The 21641-nt window shown below is 74.0% G+C and carries 16 protein-coding genes; 11 read left to right on the top strand and 5 right to left on the bottom strand.

The window, feature by feature from the left end; translation table 11 throughout:
- The first annotated feature begins 76 nt into the window (after positions 1–76).
- The 7 genes from RCG67_RS16320 (at position 77) to RCG67_RS16290 (ending at position 8748) form a co-directional block, all read left to right on the top strand.
- Positions 77–1285, top strand: a complete 1209-nt coding sequence (locus RCG67_RS16320) for a transcriptional regulator (RefSeq protein WP_368827797.1) — start codon at positions 77–79, stop codon at positions 1283–1285.
- A gap of 132 nt (positions 1286–1417) precedes the next feature.
- Positions 1418–2965 (top strand): acetaldehyde dehydrogenase ExaC, encoded by a 1548-nt coding sequence (gene exaC / locus RCG67_RS16315; protein ID WP_368827796.1) that lies wholly within the window; start codon positions 1418–1420, stop codon positions 2963–2965.
- 117 nt (positions 2966–3082) lie between these two features.
- Positions 3083–3718: a Maf family protein gene (locus RCG67_RS16310; protein WP_368827794.1), complete on the top strand. Its 636-nt coding sequence runs from the start codon at positions 3083–3085 to the stop codon at positions 3716–3718.
- A 154-nt stretch (positions 3719–3872) separates the two neighbouring features.
- Complete coding sequence (locus RCG67_RS16305; protein ID WP_368827792.1) at positions 3873–5666, top strand: acetyl/propionyl/methylcrotonyl-CoA carboxylase subunit alpha; 1794 nt, start codon at positions 3873–3875, stop codon at positions 5664–5666.
- A gap of 20 nt (positions 5667–5686) precedes the next feature.
- Positions 5687–6520, top strand: coding sequence for a thioesterase II family protein (locus tag RCG67_RS16300; protein WP_368827790.1), 834 nt, complete (start codon positions 5687–5689; stop codon positions 6518–6520).
- Positions 6521–6544: 24 nt separating this feature from the next.
- A complete protein-coding gene (locus RCG67_RS16295) occupies positions 6545–7255 on the top strand; it encodes a 4'-phosphopantetheinyl transferase family protein (protein WP_368827788.1) in 711 nt (236 codons plus the stop codon).
- A gap of 80 nt (positions 7256–7335) precedes the next feature.
- The gene (locus RCG67_RS16290; RefSeq protein WP_368827786.1) at positions 7336–8748 is read left to right on the top strand and encodes an MFS transporter; all 1413 of its coding nucleotides are present in this window, start codon (positions 7336–7338) and stop codon (positions 8746–8748) included.
- Between the two features lie 67 nt (positions 8749–8815).
- Here RCG67_RS16290 and RCG67_RS16285 read toward each other — a convergent pair whose 3' ends face one another.
- On the bottom strand, positions 8816–10240 hold the full coding sequence (locus RCG67_RS16285; protein WP_368827784.1) for an NAD(P)H-quinone dehydrogenase: 1425 nt from the start codon (positions 10238–10240) through the stop codon (positions 8816–8818).
- Between the two features lie 87 nt (positions 10241–10327).
- Here RCG67_RS16285 and RCG67_RS16280 point away from each other — a divergent pair, with 87 nt between their 5' ends.
- Both RCG67_RS16280 and RCG67_RS16275 read left to right on the top strand, forming a co-directional pair.
- A complete protein-coding gene (locus RCG67_RS16280; protein WP_368827782.1) occupies positions 10328–11149 on the top strand; it encodes a purine-nucleoside phosphorylase in 822 nt (273 codons plus the stop codon).
- 62 nt (positions 11150–11211) lie between these two features.
- Positions 11212–12951, top strand: a complete 1740-nt coding sequence (locus tag RCG67_RS16275) for a phospho-sugar mutase (RefSeq protein ID WP_368827780.1) — start codon at positions 11212–11214, stop codon at positions 12949–12951.
- A 73-nt stretch (positions 12952–13024) separates the two neighbouring features.
- Here RCG67_RS16275 and RCG67_RS16270 read toward each other — a convergent pair whose 3' ends face one another.
- From RCG67_RS16270 to nirD, 4 genes are all read right to left on the bottom strand, one after another.
- Positions 13025–14317, bottom strand: a complete 1293-nt coding sequence (locus RCG67_RS16270; protein ID WP_368827779.1) for a heparan-alpha-glucosaminide N-acetyltransferase domain-containing protein — start codon at positions 14315–14317, stop codon at positions 13025–13027.
- 306 nt (positions 14318–14623) lie between these two features.
- Positions 14624–15916: a heparan-alpha-glucosaminide N-acetyltransferase domain-containing protein gene (locus tag RCG67_RS16265; RefSeq protein ID WP_368827777.1), complete on the bottom strand. Its 1293-nt coding sequence runs from the start codon at positions 15914–15916 to the stop codon at positions 14624–14626.
- A gap of 137 nt (positions 15917–16053) precedes the next feature.
- Positions 16054–17088: an alpha/beta hydrolase family protein gene (locus RCG67_RS16260; RefSeq protein WP_368827775.1), complete on the bottom strand. Its 1035-nt coding sequence runs from the start codon at positions 17086–17088 to the stop codon at positions 16054–16056.
- A gap of 48 nt (positions 17089–17136) precedes the next feature.
- Entirely contained in the window at positions 17137–17535 is a 399-nt protein-coding gene (nirD, locus tag RCG67_RS16255) for a nitrite reductase small subunit NirD (protein WP_368827773.1), read from the bottom strand.
- 245 nt (positions 17536–17780) lie between these two features.
- On the opposite strand from nirD, the gene nirB reads away from it, so the two are divergent.
- Positions 17781–20399, top strand: coding sequence for a nitrite reductase large subunit NirB (gene nirB / locus RCG67_RS16250; RefSeq protein WP_368827771.1), 2619 nt, complete (start codon positions 17781–17783; stop codon positions 20397–20399).
- A 242-nt stretch (positions 20400–20641) separates the two neighbouring features.
- Positions 20642–21580, top strand: coding sequence for a phosphogluconate dehydrogenase (NAD(+)-dependent, decarboxylating) (gnd, locus tag RCG67_RS16245; RefSeq protein WP_368827770.1), 939 nt, complete (start codon positions 20642–20644; stop codon positions 21578–21580).
- The last annotated feature ends 61 nt before the right edge of the window (positions 21581–21641 follow it).

The following is a 21641-nucleotide window of genomic DNA, read 5'->3' as shown; positions in this document are numbered from 1 at the left end:
CGGGCGCGACCCGGGCTACCCTGAGGAGCGGCGTGAGAGCTGCGTCACAGGAGCGAGCAGGGGAGGGCGCGAGGGCGTGAGGACGGACGGACCGACGACGGCGGACCCGCAGCTGCGCCTGTCCTGGGCCCGCTCGCTGAGCCATCTCGCGGCGCCCGAGCACTGCACCCCGCAGGTGGTGCTGGACCGCACCGACGTCCGGGAGGCCCGGGCCCCGCTGCGGCTGCTGATGCCCGTGCTCGACGAGCTCCTCACCCCCCTGGCCGAGGACACCGGGCTGGTCGTGGCCGTGACGGACCCCCGCGGGGTGCTCCTGCAGGTCCGGGGCAGCGCCGCGACCCGGCGGCGCGCCGAGGCGATGGGCTTCGTCGAGGGCGCCGACTGGTCCGAGCCGGCGGTGGGCACCAACGCCCCCGGCACGGCCCTGGTCCTGCGCCGGCCGGTGACCGTGCACCGCGACCAGCACTTCTACCCCGAGGCCCGGCCGTGGTCCTGCACGGCGGCCCCGCTGCTGCACCCCGGGACGGGGGCGCTGCTCGGGGCGGTGGACCTCACCGGCGGGGACGCCGCCGCGGACCCCGCCACGCGGGCGCTGGTCGGCGCGGCGGTGCGCGCCGCCCGGGCCGAGCTGGCCCTGGCCCTGCGCTCCGCGGCGCCGGACCGGGGGCCGTCCCCCGCGGCGGGCCGCGCCGCGGTCCCGGCCGCCGGCGCGTTCCTGCGCGTGCTCGGCGACGCCCCGCCGGCGCTGCTCCTGGACGGGCGGGCCCTGGAGCTGACCGAGCGCCACGCCGAGATCCTCCTCGCGCTCTCCTGCGCCGCGGCCGGGCTGAGCACCGCGGAGCTGTCGGTGCAGCTGTGGGCCGGCCGGGCGCAGGAGACCACGGTCCGGGCCGAGGTGCTGCGGCTGCGCCGCCTGCTGGAGCCCCGGGGCGGCCCGGCGATCGCCTCGCGGCCCTACCGGCTCGAGGCGCCGCTGGCCTCGGACGCGGGCCGGGTGCTCGAGCTGCTGGCCCGGGGCTCCCACCGGCGGGCGCTGCGGGAGTACACCGGGGCGCTGCTGCCGCACTCCGAGGCGCCGTCCGTCGTGGCGCTGCGCCACCGCGTCACCGGGCTGCTGCGCGAGGCCGTCCTGGCCGACGGCTCGGCCGAGGCCGTGCGCGAGTACCTGACGCTGCCGGAGGCCGCCGACGACGCCGAGGCGTGGGCGCTGCTGCTGCGCCTCCTGCCGGCCCGCTCCCCCGCCCGCGCCCGGGCGGTGCTCGAGCTGGAGCGGCTGCGCCGCTGACCTGCCCCGGCGCCCGGTGCAACGTGCGTGCAACGTGGCCCTGCGTAGCGTGAGCTGCATCACAGGCCGGTCCGGACCCGAGGGGTCCGCGCCCGTGCCGGCAGCACCGTCCCGCACAAGGAGCAGGTCACCATGAGCGTCGAAACCCAGTCCCTCACCACCGTCTACGCCCAGCCCGGCACCGAGGGTTCCAAGGTCAGCTTCAAGCCCCGCTACGAGCACTGGATCGGCGGGCAGTGGGTGCCGCCCGTGCAGGGCCGGTACTTCGAGAACATCTCCCCGGTCAACGGCAAGCCCTTCACCGAGGTGGCCCGGGGCACTGCCGAGGACATCGACGCCGCCCTGGACGCCGCGTGGGCCGCCGCCCCGGCCTGGGGCAGGACCCCCGTGGCGGAGCGGGCGCTCGTGCTGCACCGGATCGCGGACCGGATGGAGCAGAACCTCGAGATGCTCGCCGTGGCCGAGACCTGGGACAACGGCAAGCCCGTGCGCGAGTCCATCAACGCGGACATCGCCCTGGCCATCGACCACTTCCGCTACTTCGCCGGGGCCATCCGCGCCCAGGAGGGCACCCTCTCCCAGCTCGACGACAACACCACGTCCTACCACTTCCACGAGCCCCTGGGCGTGGTCGGCCAGATCATCCCCTGGAACTTCCCGATCCTCATGGGCGTGTGGAAGCTGGCGCCGGCCCTCGCCGCGGGCAACGCCGTCGTCCTCAAGCCGGCCGAGCAGACCCCGGCCTCGATCATGGTGCTCATGGAGCTGCTCGCGGACATCCTGCCCCCGGGCGTGGTCAACGTGGTCAACGGCTTCGGCGTGGAGGCCGGCAAGCCGCTGGCCTCGAGCCCGCGGATCCGCAAGATCGCCTTCACCGGCGAGACCACCACCGGCCGGCTCATCATGCAGTACGCCTCGCAGAACATCATCCCGGTGACCCTGGAGCTGGGCGGGAAGTCCCCGAACATCTTCTTCGAGGACGTCGCCGCCGCTCAGGACTCCTTCTACGACAAGGCGCTGGAGGGCTTCGCGTTCTTCGCCCTCAACCAGGGCGAGGTCTGCACCTGCCCCTCGCGCGCCCTGATCCAGGGCTCGATCTACGACCGGCTGCTCGCGGACGGCGTCGAGCGCGTCAAGGGCATGGTCCAGGGCAACCCGCTGGACCTCGACACCCAGGTCGGCGCGCAGGCCTCCAACGACCAGCTGCAGAAGATCCTCTCCTACATCGACATCGGCCGGCAGGAGGGCGCGAAGGTGCTCGTGGGCGGGGAGCGCAACGTCCTGGACGGGGACCTCGCCGAGGGCTTCTACGTCTCCCCCACCGTGTTCGAGGGCGAGAACTCGATGCGGATCTTCCAGGAGGAGATCTTCGGGCCCGTCCTGTCGGTGACCCGCTTCACCGACTACGCCGACGCCATGGCCACCGCCAACGACACCCTCTACGGCCTGGGTGCGGGGGTGTGGGCGCGCAACGGCAACCTCGCCTACCGCGCCGGCCGGGACATCCAGGCCGGGCGCGTGTGGGTGAACCAGTACCACAACTACCCCGCCCACTCGGCGTTCGGCGGCTACAAGTCCTCCGGGATCGGGCGCGAGAACCACCTGATGATGCTGGACCACTACCAGCAGACCAAGAACCTGCTGGTCTCCTACTCCGAGGACGCCCAGGGCTTCTTCTAGGCCGCCGCGGCCCTTCCCGGGCCCGGGCGACCGCGAGGGGCCGCGCCCTGCCGGTGGACGAGCGTCCTCCCGGCCGGACGCGGCCCCGCGCGCGTGCCGCCTGCGTATCCTGGGACGGTGACTCCCCGCCTCGTCCTCGCCTCCCGCTCCCCCGCCCGCACCAAGCTGCTGACCGACGCCGGGATCGGCCACGACCGGCTCGTCTCGGACGTGGACGAGGACGCCGTGGTCCGCGAGCGCGGGGTGACCGGCGCCGAGGAGACCGCGATGGTCCTGGCCCGCGCCAAGGCGGAGGCCGTGGCCGCGCTGCCCGAGGCGGCCGGCGCCCTCGTGGTGGGCTGCGACTCGGTCTTCGAGCTCGACGGCGAGGTGCACGGCAAGCCCCGGGACGCCGCGACGGCCACCGCCCGGATCCAGGCCATGCGCGGGCGCTCGGGCGTGCTCCACACGGGCCACTGGCTCGTGGACACCCGCAGCCCGGCGGACGGCGGCACCGGCTGGAGCGGCGGCGCCCCCGCGAGCGCCGAGGTGTTCTTCGCGCAGATGTCCGACGCCGAGGTCGCCGCCTACGTGGCCACCGGCGAGCCCCTGGAGGTGGCCGGGTCCTTCACCATCGACTCCCTCGGCGCGGCGTTCGTGGAGCGGGTCGAGGGAGACGTGCACGCCGTCGTCGGCCTGAGCCTGAGCACCCTGCGGACGCTGCTCGCCCGGGCGGGCGTGGGCGTGCCCCAGCTGTGGACGGCCCGCCGCTGAGGGCTCCGCGCCGCCGGGACCGCCCGGAGACCCCGTGCGGAGTTGTAGGACTCCTACAGAAACGGCGTCGCATTTCCGGTCGGCCGCCGGGTGGTTGGGCGATTGCTCGCGGCGGGGAATACAGTGCATCGGAGGATTCGACAAGGAGTGAGACGTGACCGGTAAGAACCCCGCGGACGGCGCCATCCGCCCCATCACCAAGGTGCTCGTCGCCAACCGCGGAGAGATCGCGGTGCGGGTGATCCGCGCCGCCCGCGACGAGGGCATCACCTCCGTGGCCGTGTACGCCGACCCCGACCGGGACGCCCTGCACGCGCGCATGGCGGACGAGGCGTACGGGCTCGGCGGGTCCACCGCCGCGGACTCGTACCTGGTGGCCGAGAAGATCCTCGACGTCGCCGCCCGCTCGGGCGCCGACGCCGTGCACCCCGGCTACGGCTTCCTGTCCGAGAACGCGGAGTTCGCGCTGGCCGTGCTCGAGGCCGGCCTGACCTGGATCGGGCCCCCGCCCGCGGCCATCGCGAAGCTCGGCGACAAGGTGGCCGCCCGGCACATCGCGGAGAAGGTCGACGCCCCACAGGTGCCCGGCACCACCGACCCCGTCGGCTCCGCCGAGGAGGTCCTGGCGTTCGCCGACGAGCACGGGCTGCCCCTGGCCATCAAGGCCGCGTTCGGCGGCGGCGGCCGCGGCATCAAGGTGGTCCGCGACCGCGAGGACATCCCGGAGCTCTACGAGTCCGCGGTCCGCGAGGCCACCGCGGCGTTCGGCCGCGGCGAGTGCTTCGTCGAGCGCTTCCTGGACGCCCCGCGGCACGTCGAGACCCAGTGCCTGGCCGACGCCCACGGCAACGTGGTGGTCGTCTCCACCCGCGACTGCTCCCTGCAGCGGCGCAACCAGAAGCTCGTGGAGGAGGCGCCGGCGCCGTTCCTGTCCGAGGCGCAGAACCGGCTGCTCTACGCGTCCTCGAAGGCGATCCTGCGGGAGGCCGGCTACCAGGGCGCGGGCACGTGCGAGTTCCTGGTGGGCCAGGACGGCACCATCACGTTCCTCGAGGTCAACACCCGCCTGCAGGTCGAGCACCCCGTCTCCGAGGAGGTCACGGGCATCGACCTGGTGCGCGAGCAGTTCCGGCTGGCCCGCGGCGAGGTCCTCGGCTACGACGACCCGGAGGTCCGCGGCCACTCGATCGAGTTCCGGATCAACGGCGAGGACCCCGGACGGCACTTCATGCCCTCCCCCGGCACCATCTCCGCCCTCGAGCTGCCCGCCGGGCCCGGCGTGCGCGTGGACTCCGGCGTCCAGGCCGGCGAGACCGTGGGCGGGAACTTCGACTCCATGCTCGCCAAGCTGATCGTCACCGGGGCCACCCGGCAGCAGGCGCTCGAGCGCTCCCGCCGGGCCCTGGACGAGCTGCGCATCGAGGGCATGCCCACCGTGGTCCCCTTCCACCGCGCGGTGGTCGCCGACCCCGCGTTCGCCCCCGCCGACGGCGCCCCGTTCGCGGTGCACACGCGGTGGATCGAGACCGGGTTCGACAACACCATCCCGCCCTTCGACGGGGTCCCGCAGGCCGCGCCGGAGGCCGAGGAGCGCCAGTCGATCGTCGTCGAGGTCTCCGGCAAGCGCCTCGAGGTCGTGCTGCCCGCCCTGCCCGGGGCGGCCAAGCCCAACGGGACCGCGGCCAAGCCCCGCAAGTCCCGCGCGGCGCGCGGCGGCGGCGCCGCGGCGGCGAGCGGCGACAGCCTGAGCTCCCCGATGCAGGGCACCATCGTGAAGATCGCGGTGGACAACGGCGACGAGGTGGCCGAGGGCGACCTCGTGCTGGTGCTGGAGGCCATGAAGATGGAGCAGCCGCTCACGGCCCACAAGTCCGGCACGGTCTCGGGGCTGTCCGTGAGCCCCGGGGACACCGTCTCCGCCGGCGCCGTCCTGGCCACCATCTCCTGACGCGCCCGAGCCCGGCCCCGATGAGCACCCGACCGACCGGCTCCCCCGTGCGCTGCCTCGTGGACCTCTCCGCGCAGGACCGGCTGCGCAGCGGCGCCCCCGCCCGGCCCCCCCGGCTGCGGGTGCTCTGCTGCCCGCCCTCCGGCGCGCCCGCCGGCTACTGGCGGTTCCTGGTCCGCGACGACGTGCACGTGCTGGGCGTCCAGTACCCCGGCCGGGAGAACCGCTTCCGGGAGCCGCCGGCCGGCTCGGTGGCCGACCTCGCCGCGGAGGCGGCCGAGGCCGTGGCCGCCGCCCCCTGGGCCTCCACCGCGGCGTCCCCGGACGTCCCGCTCGTGGTCCTGGGCCACAGCATGGGCGCCTCCGTGGCGGCAGAGCTCGCCTCGCGGCTCGAGCACCGCGAGGGCGTCCGGGTGGCGCTGCTCGCGCTGTCCGCCAAGACCGCCCCCGGCGCCGTGGACGTCGAGGACGAGGACCTGCGGGCCGGGCTCGACCCGAGCGACCCGGTCGCGGACGACGCGCTCGCCCGGTGGCTGCGGCGGCTGGGCGGCACTCCCGAGGCGGTGCTGGCGAACCCCGAGCTGCTGGCCCTGCAGCTGCCCGCCCTGCGCGCGGACCTGCGGCTCTCGATGGCCCACGACCGGCTCCCCGCCCCGGTCCGGGCGCCCCTGCTGCTGCTGCGCGGCACGGAGGACGACACCGTGGACGCCGCCGGCATGGACGCCTGGCCGCCGGTCGCCACCGGGCCCGTGCAGCGGCGGGAATACCCCGGGGGCCACCACCCGCTCGCGGGAAACCGGGACCGGCTGCTCGCGGACCTCGAGGCGTGCGCCGCGCCCGGCCGGTCCCGGTGAGGGCCGGCCTGTGAGCGCCCCGCCGTGACGGCTCCCCCGGGACCGCCCTGGGTGCCGGTCCCCGCGCCACGCCGGGCGGGCGACGTGGTCCTGGTCCGGGCGAGCGTGCCCGACCTCATGCCGTGGGCGCGCACCGTGCAGGCCTCCTGGCTGGATCCCGCGGAGCGGGCCCGCCGGGACAGGTACCTGCGCGAGGAGGACCGCGAGGCGTTCCTTGCCCGGCGCTGTCTGCTGCGGGCCGTGCTGGCCGAGCGGCTGGGGACCGCCCCAGCCGCGGTGCCCCTGGGACCCGCGCCCGGGGCCGCCGGTCGCAACGGCAAGCCCGCCGTGCCCGGACTGCACTTCTCCCTGTCCTCCAGCGGCGGGCACGTCCTGCTGGCCACGGGCCCGCGGGAGCTCGGGGTGGACGTGGAGCGCGTCCCCGACCCCGCCGGGGCCGAGCAGATGTCCCTGGTGCTGCACCCGGCCGAGCGGCGCCGCCTCGCCTGGACCCGGCGGCGGCGCCGGCCCGCCGCCGTCGCGCGGGTGTGGGCCCGCAAGGAGTCCCTGCTCAAGGCCCTGGGCGCCGGTCTCTCCCGCGACCCCTCCGTGGACCGGGTGGGTGCCGGCCGGTTCCCCGGCCACCCGCTGCCGGGCTGGCGGATCCTCGACGTCCCGCTGGCGCCCGGCGGCGAGGAAGCCAGGGCGGCCCTCACCGTCCACGAGCCGTGGACCGACCGGCGTACCAGGATGTGAGACAGAGTCTCCGGCATGCGGACGTCGCCGCGTAGCATCGTGGTCTTGTCCCCGCCCACCGCTACGACCGAGGTTTCCCCATGTCCTCTTCGGTGACCGGGCAGGACGCCACCGGCGCGTCCGCCCCCTCGCTCCCCCTGTCCGACCGCGTGCCCCGCAGCCGGGTGATCCTCGCGTCCCTCGTGGGCACGACGATCGAGTTCTACGATTTCTACGTCTACGCCACCGCGGCCGTGGCCGTGTTCCCCGCCCTGTTCTTCGCGGGCGAGGACGAGACGGCCAAGCTGCTCGCCTCCATGGCCACCTTCGCCGCGGCCTTCGTGGCCCGCCCGATCGGCTCCGTGATCTTCGGGCACTTCGGCGACCGGATCGGCCGCAAGGCCACCCTGATCGGCGCCCTGCTCACCATGGGCATCGCGACCTTCCTCATCGGCCTCCTGCCCACCTACTACTCAATCGGCATCTGGGCCCCGCTCATCCTGACGATCCTGCGCTTCTGCCAGGGCCTGGGCCTGGGCGGCGAGTGGTCCGGTGCGGCCCTGCTGGCCACCGAGTACGCCGAGGAGGGCAAGCGGGCGCGCGCCGCCATGTGGCCGCAGCTCGGCGCCCCGTTCGGCTTCATCCTGGCCAACGGTTTCTTCCTGGTGCTCACCCTCGTGATGGGCTTCGTCTCGGTCGCCGACCAGGGCACGGACCACCCGTTCCTCACCTGGGGCTGGCGCATCCCGTTCCTGGCCTCCGTGGTCATGGTGGTCCTCGGCCTGTGGGTGCGGTTCAAGCTCGAGGAGACCCCGGTCTTCCAGAAGGCCCTGGACCAGGGCGAGAAGGTGCAGGCCCCGATCGTCGAGGCCTTCCGCAGCTCCTGGCTGCAGATCGTGCAGGGCACGTTCATCATGCTGGCCACCTACATGCTCTTCTACCTGATGACCGCCTGGATCCTCTCCTACGGCATCGGCAGCCCCGACAACGGCGGCCTGGGCATCCCCTACCGGGACTTCCTCGTGCTGCAGCTGCTCTCCGTGCTCCTGTTCGCCGCGATGGTGCCCGTCTCCGGGTGGGTGGCCGACCGCTTCGGCCGGCGAAGCTCGCAGCTGGTCATCACCTCGGCGATCCTGCTCTTCGGGCTCAGCTTCGGGATGCTCATGAACCCGGCCGCGGTCGGCACCGGCGAGGACGTCAGCATGGCCCGCGTGCTGTTCTTCCTCACGGTCGGCATGACCCTGATGGGCCTGACCTTCGGCTCGATGTCCGCGATCCTGCCCGAGCTGTTCCCCACGAACGTGCGCTACACCGGCTCCGGCGTCGCGTACAACGTGGCCTCCATCCTCGGCGCGGCCATCACCCCGTACGTCGCCGTCTCCCTCAACGCCAGCTACGGCGTGGGCTCCGTCGGCCTCTACCTCGCGTTCGGCGCCGTGCTGACCCTCGTGGCGCTCTGGTTCTCCCCCGAGACCAAGGACGTCGACATGGCGCACGTCGTCACCCGCCGCTGACCCGAGGGCAGCACGAGAACGGCCGCATCCCCGACGGGGATGCGGCCGTTCTCGTGCGGTGCAGGACTCAGACGTGCACGTGCAGGCGCCGGGCGGCCTCCGAGATCGAGCCCGTGAGGGACGGGTAGATCGTGAAGGTGTCGGCGAGGTCGTCGACGTGCAGCTTGTGGGTGACGGCCAGCGAGATCGGGAAGATCAGCTCGGAGGCGCGGGGGCCCACCACCACGCCGCCGATCACCGTGCCGGAGCCCTTGCGGGAGAAGATCTTCACGAAGCCGTCCTCGACCGCCATCATCTTGGCGCGGGGGTTGGTGGACAGCTTCAGCATGATGGTGTCCGCCTGGTAGGTGCCGTCCTCGATGGACTTCTCGCTCACGCCCACGGAGGCGATCTCCGGCGAGGTGAAGATGTTGGAGGCCACCAGGTGCGTGCGCAGCGGCTTCACGGCGTCGCCCATGAGGTGCGCCACGGCGATCCGGCCCTGCATGGCCGCCACGGAGGCGAGCGGGAGCACGCCCGTGCAGTCGCCCACGGCGTAGACGCCCGGCACGGTGGTGCGGGAGACGCCGTCCACCTTGATGTGCCCGGAGTCAGCGCGGGCCACGCCGACCTCCTCCAGGCCGAGGTCGTCGGTCGCGGGGATCGCGCCCACCGCGAGCAGGCAGTGCGAGCCGGCGACCTTGCGCCCGTCGGAGAGGGTCGCGACCACCCCGTTCTCGGTGCGCTCCACGGAGTCGGCGCGGGTGCGGCTCAGCACGTTCATGCCGCGGCGCTCGAACACGTTCTCGAGCACGGCCGCCGCGTCCTGGTCCTCCCCGGGCAGCACCTGGTCCCGGGAGGACACGAGGGTGACCTCGGCCCCGAGGCCCCGGTAGGCCGAGGCGAACTCCGCGCCGGTCACGCCGGAGCCGACCACGATCATGTGCTCGGGGACCTCGGTGAGGTGGTAGACCTGCTTCCAGTTGAAGATCCGCTCCCCGTCCGGCTTCGCGGAGGGCAGCTCGCGCGGCAGGGACCCGACGGCCAGCAGCACGGCCTGTGCGTCGAGGGCGTACTCCAGCCCGTCCTCGGTGGTGACCTGCACGCTGGTGGGGCTGAGCAGCCGGCCGGTGCCCGCGATCACCTTCACCCCCACCCGTTCGAGCCCGCGCTTGATGTCCCGGGACTGGGACGCCGCCAGGCGCAGCAGGCGGGTGTTGACCTTCTCCAGGTCCACGCCGAGGTGGTTGATCTCGTCGCCGTCCATGCTGCCGCCGCGCACGTGCACCCCCAGGTCCGCGGCCTCGGCGAAGCGGGTCATCGCGTCGGCGGAGGCGATGAGCGTCTTGGAGGGCACCACGTCCGTCAGCACCGCGGAGCCGCCCAGGCCCTGCTGCTCGACGATGGTCACGTCCGCGCCGAGGCTGGCCGCGACGAGAGCGGCCTCGTAGCCGCCGGGACCGCCTCCGATGATGACGAGCTTCTGGATGGAGAATTCGCTGTGTGCAGTCACCCGGCCATTCTTGCAGGTGCTGCTCTCCCGCGGGAACCGGCCCCGCCGCGCCTGGCCGGCCCGCGACCATGCGGTAGTTTGGGCCGCGTGGACACCAAGCACAGCGCCGACCCGGCCGACCCCTTCGAGCTCGCCCAGGAGGCCGCGGAGGCTCTCCGCCGGGCCACCGGCGTCGGCACGCACGAGATCGCCCTGACCCTCGGCTCCGGCTGGGGGCAGGCCGCCGAGCTGATCGGCGAGACCGTCGCGGAGGTCCCGGCCGCGGAGATCCCCGGGTTCACCCCGCCCGCCCTCGAGGGCCACGTGGGCACGCTGCGCTCCGTGCGCACCGCGGCCGGCCGGCACGCGCTGGTGATCGGCGCCCGCACCCACTTCTACGAGGGCCGGGGCGTGCGCCCGGTGGTCCACGGCGTGCGCACCGCGGCCGCCGCCGGGGCGCGCACCATGATCCTGACCAACGGCTGCGGCGGGCTGAACCCGTCCTGGGGCCCCGGCACCCCGGTGCTCATCAGCGACCACCTCAACCTCACCGGCCGGTCCCCGCTCGAGGGCGCCACGTTCGTGGACCTCACCGACCTGTACTCCCCGCGGCTGCGGGAGCTGGCCCGCGGGGTCGACCCCACCCTCGACGAAGGGGTCTACGCGCAGTTCCCCGGCCCGCACTACGAGACCCCGGCCGAGGTCCGGATGGCCGGGGTGCTGGGCGCCGACCTCGTCGGGATGTCCACCGCCCTGGAGGCCATCGCCGCCCGGCACGCGGGGATGGAGGTCTTCGGCATCTCCCTGGTGACCAACCAGGCCGCCGGGATCTCCGCGTCCCCGCTCTCCCACGAGGAGGTCCTCGAGGCCGGACGGGCCGCGGGCGCCCGGATCTCCGGGCTGCTCGCCCGCATCGTCGCCCAGCTCTGAACCGGCCCGGGCCGGGACGGGATCCCGGCCCGGCGCACCGGACGTCCCCAGGAGGCCGCGCCATGACCACCGATCCCCGCCCCGAGCCGCAGCTCCTCGACGCCGCGCGCGCGTGGGCCGCCGCCGACCCGGACCCAGTCACCCGCGCCGAGCTGGCGGGCCTCGTCGAGGCCGCCGCGACCGGTGACGCCGCGGCGCGGGCGGAGCTCGCGGACCGCTTCTCGGGCACCCTCCAGTTCGGCACCGCGGGCCTGCGGGCGGCCATGGGCGCCGGGCCGATGCGGATGAACCGGGTGGTGGTGCTGCGCGCCGCCGCGGGGCTGGCCGCCCACGTGCTGGCCGTGGACGCCGTGGCGGGCTCCGCCCGGCGCCCCCGCGCGGTGGTCGGCTACGACGCCCGGCACTCCTCCGACGTCTTCGCCCGGGACACCGCCGCGGTGTTCACGGCCGCCGGGATCGAGACGCTGCTGATGCCCTCGGCGCTGCCCACCCCCGTGCTCGCGTGGGCGGTGCGGGCCCTCGATGCCGAGGTCGGCGTGATGGTCACGGCCAGCCACAACCCGCCGGCCGACAACGGCTACAAGGTCTACCTCGGCGGCCGGGCCGTGGAGCCCGAGGCGCGCGGCTGCCAGATCGTGGCCCCGCACGACCGGATGATCGCCCAGCGGATCGAGGCCGTGGGCCCCGTCGCGGAGATCCCCCGGGCGCAGGACGGCTGGACCGTCCTGCCGGACGCCGTCGAGCGGGACTACCTCGACGCCGTGCTCCCCGCCGTCGTCCCCGGGGACCCGGGCACCGGGCGGCCCCTGCGGATCGTGCTGACCCCGATGCACGGGGTGGGCGGGCGCACGACGACGGAGGCCCTGCGGCGGGCCGGTCTCGCCGACGTCCACCTGGTCCCCGAACAGGCCGAGCCGGACCCGGACTTCCCCACCGTGGCCTTCCCCAATCCCGAGGAGCCCGGCGCCCTCGACCTGGCCCTGGCCACCGCCCGCTCCGTGGGTGCGGACCTGGTGCTCGCCAACGACCCCGACGCGGACCGGGTGGCCGTGGCCGTCCCGGTGCCCGGCGGCCCGGGGCAGGACTGGCGGATGCTGCGCGGCGACGAGGTCGGCGTGCTGCTCGGCCAGGCCGCCGCGGCGCGGTGCGCGGACCGCGCCGGCGCCGTGCTCGCCAACTCGATCGTGTCCTCCCGGCTGCTGGGCCGGATCGCGGCGGCGGCCGGGATCGAGCACCGGGAGACGCTCACCGGGTTCAAGTGGATCGCCCGCGTCCCGGGGCTGGTGTACGGCTACGAGGAGGCGCTCGGCTACTGTGTGGCCCCGGACGTGGTCCGGGACAAGGACGGGATCAGCGCGGCCGTGGCCGTGGCGGTGCTCGCCGACGAGCTGCGCGGGCAGGGCCGGACCCTGCTGGACGTGCTGGACGACCTCGCCCTGGCCCACGGGGTGCACGCGACCGACCAGCTGAGCGTCCGGGTCGCGGACCTGGCCCGCATCCCGGCCATGACGGCCGCCCTGCGGGACGCCCCGCCGGCCGCGCTGGGCGGCTCCGACGTCGTGGAGGTCGTGGACCTCGCCTCCCCGGGCACCGGGCTGCCGCCCACCGAGGGGCTGCGCCTGCTCACCGCGGACGGCGCCCGGGTCGTCGTGCGCCCGTCCGGGACGGAGCCGAAGCTCAAGTGCTACCTCGAGGTGGTCTCCCCCGTGGTCGGCCGGTCCGGGCTGCCTGCGGCCCGGGCGGAGGCGCAGGAGCGGCTCGGCCGGATCCGCGGCGAGCTCGAGGCCGCGCTGGGGCTCTGAGCCACCGGCTCGGCAGCACGCCCGGTCCGCGGACACCTCGTGTGCCGCGGGGACAGCCACGGCGGGCGCCGCCTCAGGCGGGGGTGTCGGGTGCCGTGTCCCGGGCGAGCACGCGCCGGCGAACGTCGTGGGTCACCGCTGAGACGACCTTTTCCAGTGGGCCCTGCCCGACCGTGCGCTGCCACAGCACGGCGAAGAGCGCGAAGCAGGCGATCTGGGCCCAGAACCACAGCGAGGGCGCGTTCTCGTACACGTCGAACGACATGAACGCCAGGTGTGCGGTGTAGAGGGTGAATGTCATCGAGCCCATCGCGGCAAGGGGCAGGAGCCATGTGGACACCGTTCGGGGCACCAGGAGGAACAGTCCGAGCGTCGCCACGGCTGTTCCCAGGCAGAGGAGAAGGGCCGGAGGCGTGTTCGTGTGCGGCCCCGGCACCACGAGCCACCAGAGGGTGGTGGTCGGCATCTGCGAGTCCGGCTCGACCACGACGATCTGGTCGATGGTCCGCTCCGAGATCCACGGAGTGGCCCGCCGGATCGCGTCGTAGCCGCCCAGCACGTGCAGCGCGAGAAGGGACGATCCCCACGCCAGACAGCTCAGCGCGCCGCCTGCGAGCACGAGTCGGACCTGCACCCGGACACTCCTCAGGTCCATCCGCCCCAGCGCGAGTCCTGCGCACAGGTACGTCATCCATGCCAGAGCGGGGTAGGCACCGGTCAGCAGCACGTTGGAGCCCACGGCCAACGGGTGCGTCACGAGATCCACGATCGTGGGGTCCTCGTACGCGTCCGCACTGGGCAACGACGTCCTGGCCCACCACACGAGCAAGGGGCCCAGGAGCGCGAAGAGCGCGGAACCGAGCAGCAGATATCTGATGCGCAGGTGCAGAAACGGGATGGCCAGGAGGAAGAACATCCCGTAGTAGACGAGGATGTTCTCCGGCTCGGGATCGAGCAGTCCCGTGAGCAGACCCACCAGGGCGATCACCACCGCTCGGGCGGCGACGGACCATCGAGCGGCGACCATCCTGCGTCCGGCGCTCGGTGCACGGCCTCCGGAGACGAACGCGAGGCTGACGCCGGCTAGGGTCACGAACAGGGCGGAGGACTTTCCGCTGAAGAGGAGACCGTTGAGGGTCGCCCGCCCTGCGTCGTCGTTCCACAGGTCCAGCGTGTGCACAGCCGTCATCCCGAGAAGGGCGAACCCTCGGGCCGCGTCGACTCCGGCCACCCGTCGCGCACCGCGGCTGATGTTGTGCCTGCCTCCGGTGGAGCCGAAGGCAGGCACGGGTGATCTCTGCCCGCCGGCAGGTCCGGGCCGTGAGCTGTGACGAGCGGTGTCCGGCGGCAGGTGGTCTTCGGTCATGGCGCATCCCCCGATGCATCAGCACGGCTCCACGGCTCTTCCGCAGAAGGACGGCTCGAGTTCTCCTGTGCTGCAGGGCTCAGGTTCTGGATCGGTCCGGTCGAGCCGGGAACGCAGTGACAGGTGGCGTCAATCTACTCCCGCTTCGGCGCCGACAAACAGATGATGACGCAGGTCGGAGCCACATTGCGCCTTGGTGCTCTTGCCGCGCCGACGAGTGGACGGACCCGGAGCCCGATTGCTCCCTCGAGGTGGTCCTCCCGGTGGTCGGTTGCCCGCGGCCCGGGCCTCCGGCGTCGTCGGCTTCTAGGGCCGGTCCGGCCCTCCGGTCGCGGACCGGGAGGCCGGGGGCCGTGCCCCGTCCCCGCCGCGGGCCAGGACGCAGCGCGAGATGGCGCGGGTGGACCGGGTGACCACCTTCTCCAGCGGACCCTGGCCCAGACGGCGCTGCCAGAGGACCGCCACGACCGCGAAGGCGAGGATCTGCCCCCAGAACCACAGGTAGGGGGCGTCCCAGAACAGTTCCAGCCACATGACGAGCAGGTGGGACACGTAGAGGGTGAAGGTCATGGTTCCCATCGCCGTCAGAGGAGTGAGCACCCGGTCCACCGTGCGGGGCAGCAGCAGGAAGACGCCCAGGGTGAGCAGCGCGACGCCCAGGCTCAGGAGCAGGGAGAACGGGGTGTTCGAGTGCGCGCCGGGCACGAGCAGCCACCACAGCGTGGTGGTCGGCAGCTCCGGGTCGGCACCGAAGACGATGACCTCGTCGATCTGGGACTCGGTCATCCACGGGGTCGCGCCGGCGATGGCGTCGTAGCCGCCCAGCCGCAGCGCGAGCGCGGAGCCGGCCCAGGTGACGGCGGCGAGTGCGGCCCCCACGGCGGCCAGAGCGGCCTGGACCCGGCGGTTCCCCAGGTCCATCCGGCCCAGGGCGATCCCGGTGCACACGAACGTCATCCACGGCAGCGCGGGGTAGGAGCCGGTGAGGAAGAGGTGGGCCACGACGCCACCGGGGTCCTGGACGAGGTCCAGCAGGCTGGGGTTGTCGTAGACGTGGGCGGGGAGGTGGTCGAGGGACAGCTGCATCAGCAGCGGTGAGAACAGCGCGAACAGGCCGGCGCTGAGGAGCAGGTAGCGGATCCGCAGGCCGAGGAACGGAATGGCCAGCAGGAAGAAGATCCCGTAGTAGACGAGGATGTTGTCCCACGGCAGCACCAGGAACCCGAGGAGGAATCCGACCAGGCCGATGATCGCGGCGCGGCCGACCTGGGCCCAGCGGGAGGCGGTGCGCCGGCGGCCGGTGTGCGGGGTGCGGCCGCCCGTGGTGAAGGCCAGGCTCACGCCCGCCAGGGTGGCGAACAGGGCGGACGAGTGGCCCGCGAACAGGGTCCAGGTGAGCGTGGGATCCCCGGTCTCCTCGCTGTACAGGGGCAGCGTGTGCACGGCGACCATGCCGAAGAGGGCGAACCCGCGGGCGGCGTCGACACCGGTGAGGCGCCGGGACCTCCCGCGGGCCTCGGGGGCGCCCGGCCCGGGCCCGCCGGTCAGGACCCCGGTGGCGGCGGCCGCCCCGGACGGCGGCGTGCGTTCTGCGGACATGTCGGTTCCCCCGTGGATCGATCGGTCCGTGCCCCCCGGCACGGCGCCCGGTGCCCGCCCGGATGTCATGATCGACGGCTCGCGGTGCACAGGTGCACCGCCCAGCTTACTAGAGCAAACGCCGAGTGGAACGCGCCCTAGGAACCGCCCTGGGCCTCCGCACGCTGCTCGGCGGCACTGAGCATGCGCTCGAGGATGCGGGCGTACGGCAGGCCGAAGTGGTCCACACCCTCCCGGGTCCGGATCCGGACGTGCTCGAAGCCCTGGTCCTCGTACCAGTGGTGCCCGTCCCACGCCGCGGACAGGGCGTCGAACCGGGCCTGCGGATCGGTGCCGTCGTCCTCCGTGCCCACGTCCCAGCGCAGGCGCAGCTCCTCGAGCTGCTCGCGGGTGGGCTCCGCGGAGGGCCAGTCCGGGGCCTGCCCGCCGCCCATCATGATCGCGCCGCCGCCGGGCACGAGGTCGACGTGGTCCGCCAGCAGCTCCTGGCTGATGAACTGGGCCCCGCCGGAGTACCCGGTCAGCCAGGTCCGGGAGCGGTCGATGTCGTACTCCGGCTCGATGCGCTCCTCGACGAGCGCCCGGAACCACTGCCCGTTGTGGTCCCGCTCCTCCCACCAGGTGGTGTCCCCCGAGCGGTCGGGGGTCCGCGGGACCACCAGCAGCATGTTGTGCTCCCGGGCGACCTCGGCCAGGCAGGAGGAGGTGTACTCGGGGCTCTCGTACTCGAAGGCCCCGTCCCCGTGGAAGTGGTACACGACGCCCACCGGCCGGTCCCAGTCCAGGCCCTCGGCGAAGACGTGGTAGGAGCTGGTGATGCCCTCCTGCTCGAACTCGAGCTGGAAGCGGTCCTGCCGATCCTGCCCGGGGCCGAACACCCGGGCGTCCAGCACGGCACCGTCCGTGGGCCCGCCGGGCCCGCGGGCCGTCACCCGGACGCCGTCGAGGCCGTAGCGGGCGCACGAGACGGTCTCGGGGGCCTCGGCCTCCGGGGACTCCTCGGCGCCCCGGTCGACCAGGAGGGCCACCGTCGCGACGAGCAGGACCACCAGTGCCAGGGCACCCGCCGCGAGCAGGCGCAGCCGGCGCCGGGCACGCCGCGACCGTTCGCCGCGGTGGCGGTGCTGGTGCCGCGGCCACCGGAGGCCGCGCCAGAGGTGTTGTCGTGTCACCCGGTCATCTTACGGAGGCGCGCCTGGGAGAACGCCGACGACGTGCCGTCAGCCGGGCAGGCCGATGTGCACCCGGCCGTCCCGCACCTCGACCGGGTGCACCGGCAGGTCGGGGCCGTCGCCGGTGAGGCACCGGCCCGTCGCGAGGTCGTAGACCTCCTTGTGCAGCGGCGAGGCGACCGTGACGGCCGGACCGCGGGAGCCCAGGATGCCGCGGGCCATCACACAGGCCCCGGTGCGCGGATCGCGGTGGTCGGCCGCGAGCACCGTCGTTGCGTCCAGCCGGTACAGGGCCACCTGGCGGCCCGCCACCCGGGCGGCCTCCCCCCACAGGGGTTCGAGGTCGTCCAGGGCGCACACGTCGTGCCACACGGTCCCGGCGGTCCGGGCGGGCGCCTCGAGCAGGGCCGGAGTCCGGGCCTGGTCCGGGATCAGGGTCGTGGTCATGGGGGCCTCCTGCGGCTCGGCGGATCGTCTGCGGCTCGGTGGGTCGTCGTGCTCGACGCTAGGCGCGGCGGATGACGCGCACGCGCCGGGACCGTTTCACTCCGGTCAAAGCCCGCTCACACGGGGCGGGCGCACCGGTGAGGAAGCCGTAAGGCGACCGGAACGGCGGGGCAACGGCAGGGCAATCCCCCGCTCCTAGGGTCGAGTCCGACGCCCCAGCCGCTCACCGATCCCCGGAGGTCCCCGTGCCGCGCTCCCCCTTCTCACCGCAGTCCCCGCAGCACGTCGTCGTGGTCGGCGGCGGGCCCGCCGCCCACCGCTTCGCGGAGGCGGTGCTCTCCGCGCAGGACCACCACGTGCGCCTGACCGTGTTCGCCGACGAGCCGTGGGCCCCCTACGACCGCGTCCAGCTGTCCAGGGCGCTGACCGGCCCCGACGGCGCGGTGGACCTGACTCTGGGCGGCGGCACCGTGTGGCAGGACCCGCGGGTGGACCTCCGCCAGGGCGTGAAGGCCCGCGAGATCGACCCCGCGGCACGCACGGTCACCGCGGCCGACGGCACCGTGACGGGCTACGACGAGCTCGTCCTGGCCACCGGCTCCGACGCCGCCCGGCTGGACGTCCCCGGCGCCCACCATGCGTTCGTCTTCCGCACGCTCGACGACGTCGCGGCGATCCGCGCCGAGGTCGAACGGCTGCGCGCCCGGTACGGGCGCACCCCGCGCGGCGTGGTGATCGGCGGGGGCCTGCTGGGCCTCGAGGCCGCGGGCGGGCTGCAGGAGCTCGGCGCGGAGGCCACGGTGGTGCACTCCCGCAGGTGGCTGATGAACGCGCAGCTCGACGAGGGCGCCGGCCGCTCCCTCAACGCCCTCATCTCCGCGCGCGGCGTGCGCCTGCACCTCGGCGAGCGGCCCTCCGGCGTGGGGCTGCGCAAGTCCGACGGCGAGGTGTGCGCCGTGGAGTTCCGGGACTCCCCCGCCCTCGAGGCGGACCTCGTGATCGTGGCCACCGGCATCCGGGCCCGGGACCGGCTGGCGTTCAACGCGGGCCTGGAGACCGCTCCGCGCGGCGGCGTGGTGATCGACGAGGCGTGCCGCACCTCCGCGGAGCACGTGTGGGCGATCGGCGAGGTCGCCTCCTGGAACGGCGAGTGCCTCGGGCTCGTGGCCCCCGCGAACACCATGGCCGAGATCGTCGCGGACCGGCTCGCGGGCGGGCGCTCCGGCTTCGACGGCTTCGACACCGCGACGAAGCTCAAGCTCTCCGGCGTGGACGTCGCCTCCTTCGGCGACGCCTACGGCGAGACCGAGGACTGCCTCGAGGTCGTCTACGCGGACCCCGCCCGCGGGATGTACCAGAAGATCGTGACCACCCAGGACGCGCGGACCCTGCTGGGCGGGGTGTTCGTGGGCGACGCCGAGCCGTACAACGCCCTGCGCCCGCTGCTGGGCCGGGAGCTGCCCGGCGAGCCCGGCGCCTACCTCTCCGCCTCCGGCGGGGACGCCCCGGCCGGGGACCTGCCCGACGACGCCGTCCTGTGCTCCTGCAACAGCGTGACGACCGGGGCGGTGCGGGAGCAGATCTCCTGCGGGGTGCACGAGATCGGCGAGCTCAAGACCTGCTCGCGGGCCGGCACGCAGTGCGGGTCCTGCCTGCCGATGCTCAAGAAGACCTTGGACCGGGAGCTGGCCAAGGCCGGCGTGGAGGTCTCGAAGGCGCTGTGCGAGCACTTCGCGCTCTCCCGCGCCGAGCTCTTCGAGGCCGTGCGCGCCCTCGACCTGGGCTCGTGGGACGAGGTCGTCGCCCGCTTCGGCACGGGCCTGGGCTGCGACATCTGCAAGCCCGTGGTCGCCTCCGTGCTGGCCTCCCAGCGCGACGAGTACGTGCTCGACGCCGGGCGCGGCGCCCTGCAGGACACCAACGACCGGGCGCTGGCCAACATGCAGAAGGACGGCACGTACTCCGTGGTCCCGCGCGTGCCGGCCGGGGAGATCACCCCGGAGAAGCTCATCGTGCTCGGCGAGGTGGCCCGCCGGCACGGGCTGTACACGAAGATCACCGGGGCCCTGCGGGTGGACATGTTCGGGGCCCGGCTCGAGCAGCTGCCCGAGATCTGGCGGGAGCTCGTGGACGCGGGCTTCGAGTCCGGGCAGGCCTACGGCAAGGCCCTGCGCAACGTGAAGTCCTGCGTGGGCTCCACCTGGTGCCGCTACGGGGTGCAGGACTCCGTGGGCATGGCCGTGCGGCTGGAGCTGCGCTACCGGGGGCTGCGCTCTCCGCACAAGTTCAAGATGGGCGTCTCCGGCTGCGCCCGCGAGTGCGCCGAGGCCCGCGGCAAGGACGTGGGCGTCATCTCCACCACCGACGGCTGGAACCTCTACACCGGCGGCAACGGCGGGGCGAACCCCGCCCACGCCCAGCTGCTGGCCCAGGGACTGGACGACGCGACCCTGGTCCGGTACGTGGACCGGTACCTCATGTACTACATCCGCACCGCGGACCGGATGCAGCGCACGGCCCGGTGGCAGGAGGAGCTCGACGGCGGGATCGAGCACGTGCGCGCCGTCGTCGTCGAGGACTCCCTGGGCATCGGCGGGGAGCTCGAGGCCGCGATGGCCCTGCACGTGGACCGCTACGAGGACGAGTGGGCCGCCACGCTGAAGGACCCCGAGCGGCTGCGCCGCTTCCGCTCCTTCGTCAACGACGCCGCCCCGGACGACTCCCAGGACTACGTGCTCGAGCGCGGCCAGCGCCGGCCCGCGACCGACGCCGAGCGCGCCGCCGCCGAGGCCGGCGAGGGCCCCGTGCTGCTGACCGGCCCGCGCATCCCCGTGCGCGAGGGCGCCGCGGCCGCCGGCGCCTGAGCTCGAGCGCTCCGTCGAGAGCCGCTCGGGGCCGGACAGGATCCTCGGCCGCGGAGGGCACCGTGCCGGCCCCGCACCGTCCGTCCACGGTCCGCCCAGCGTGTCCGCCGCCGCTCCCCCATTGCCGTGACCCGCCGTCGTCGGGCACGATGACGACCCCGGCGGGTCACGGCCGGTGCTCCCGGGACCGGTGCCGCCGTGCCGCGGCGGACGGCAGCATTCGATCGACGAGGGAGCGGATCATGCAGATGGGACTGGTAGGGCTGGGCAAGATGGGCGGCAACATGCGCGAGCGGCTGCGCGAGGCCGGGCACACCGTTATCGGCTACGACACCGACCCGGAGCTCTCCGACACCGAGAGCCTCGGGGCGATGGTGGAGCGGATCGACCACGAGCCGCAGGTCGTGTGGGTCATGGTCCCGGACCGGGTGGTGGACCCGGTGATCGACGAGCTGTCCGGGCTGCTCGGCGAGGGGGACGTGATCATCGACGGCGGGAACTCCCGGTGGACCCACGACGCCCCCCGGGCGCGGAAGCTGGCCGAGAAGGGCATCGAGTACCTGGACTGCGGGGTCTCCGGCGGCGTGTGGGGCATCACCCAGGGCTATGCCCTCATGGTCGGCGGGGACGAGAGCACCGTGGCCAAGGCGCAGCCGATCTTCGACTCGCTCAAGCCCGCGGGCGAGTTCGGCTTCGTGCACGCCGGTGAGCACGGTGCGGGCCACTTCGCGAAGATGGTCCACAACGGCATCGAGTACGCGATCATGCAGGCCTACGCCGAGGGCTGGGAGCTGCTCGAGGCCGCCGGCCACGTCCGCTCGGTGCGGGAGACGTTCAACTCCTGGCGCGAGGGGTCGGTGATCAAGTCCTGGCTGCTGGACCTGGCGGTGAACGCGCTGAACGAGGACGAGCACCTGGACCGGCTCGCCGGCTACGCCGAGGACTCCGGCGAGGGCCGCTGGACGGTGGAGGCCGCCCTGGACCTCGCGGTGCCGGTGCCCAACATCTCCAACGCCCTCTTCGCCCGCTTCACCTCCCGGCAGGACGAGTCGCCGGCGATGAGGATGATCGCGGCGATGCGCAACCAGTTCGGCGGCCACACCGTCCGGGACGTGGCCGCGGGTCCCGAGCACGTCGAGGCCGCACCCGGCGAGGAGCCGGCCCACCCCGGGGAGCAGTGAGCGCCGCGTCCTCCGGCCCGTGCGCGGAGCGGGTGGTGCGGAACCGGAAACCTGGCGAAAC

The organism is Kocuria cellulosilytica (assembly GCF_040981245.1).
GTDB lineage: Bacteria > Actinomycetota > Actinomycetes > Actinomycetales > Micrococcaceae > Kocuria > Kocuria cellulosilytica.
This window is presented reverse-complemented; position numbering and strand designations above follow the sequence as displayed.

Bases quoted from the DNA above. Each gene is read 5' to 3' on its own strand.
- exaC (WP_368827796.1), top strand. From the start codon at position 1,418: ATGAGCGTCGAAACCCAGTCCCTCACCACCGTCTACGCCCAGCCCGGC.
- RCG67_RS16300 (WP_368827790.1), top strand. From the start codon at position 5,687: ATGAGCACCCGACCGACCGGCTCCCCCGTGCGCTGCCTCGTGGACCTC.
- RCG67_RS16290 (WP_368827786.1), top strand. From the start codon at position 7,336: ATGTCCTCTTCGGTGACCGGGCAGGACGCCACCGGCGCGTCCGCCCCC.
- RCG67_RS16275 (WP_368827780.1), top strand. From the start codon at position 11,212: ATGACCACCGATCCCCGCCCCGAGCCGCAGCTCCTCGACGCCGCGCGC.
- RCG67_RS16270 (WP_368827779.1), bottom strand. From the start codon at position 14,317: ATGACCGAAGACCACCTGCCGCCGGACACCGCTCGTCACAGCTCACGG.
- RCG67_RS16265 (WP_368827777.1), bottom strand. From the start codon at position 15,916: ATGTCCGCAGAACGCACGCCGCCGTCCGGGGCGGCCGCCGCCACCGGG.
- nirD (WP_368827773.1), bottom strand. From the start codon at position 17,535: ATGACCACGACCCTGATCCCGGACCAGGCCCGGACTCCGGCCCTGCTC.
- gnd (WP_368827770.1), top strand. From the start codon at position 20,642: ATGCAGATGGGACTGGTAGGGCTGGGCAAGATGGGCGGCAACATGCGC.